Raw genomic sequence first — 451 nt, 5'->3', positions numbered from 1 at the left:
ACTTGGGGACGGTTCTAATCGTTCCGAATTCGTAGAGCAGGCGGTAGCCTATGAGCATGTAGATGAGGATAAATCCGTAAACGCCAGTCTTGCTGAGGACGCCGCTGAACATCGCGGTGTAGCTCTGGTTGGTCTCGCTGTAGGCATCGGGCGCCCACACGTGAAGCGGGAACATCCCGGCCTTAACGCCAAAGGCGACCAGGAAGAGACCGAAGATTAACGCAATTTCGCCCTTGCTAAAGATGGTAGATGAGCCGACAGCCGCCAGTGCCGCGTCCTGTGAGAACGCTCTGTAAACTTCTATAAAGCTGAAGGAGCCGACTTTGGCGTAGATTATGCCTATCGCTATGAGCATCGCGTAGGCTCCGATAACGCTGAGCACGAAGTACTTGAGTGAGGCCTCCCTGTTGTACTTGAGGACCATCATGAAGCTTCCGAAGGTCATGATTTC

The 451-nt window shown here is 53.4% G+C and carries 1 protein-coding gene; it reads right to left on the bottom strand.

The features are described 5' to 3' along the window. On the bottom strand, window positions 1-451 hold a 451-nt coding region (locus E3E29_RS11395; protein WP_277346709.1), incomplete at both ends, for a proton-conducting transporter membrane subunit.

Source organism: Thermococcus sp. Bubb.Bath, assembly GCF_012027595.1.
Lineage (GTDB): Archaea > Methanobacteriota_B > Thermococci > Thermococcales > Thermococcaceae > Thermococcus.
Note: the sequence above shows the minus strand (reverse complement) of the source record. Positions and strands in the feature narration are given on the sequence as shown.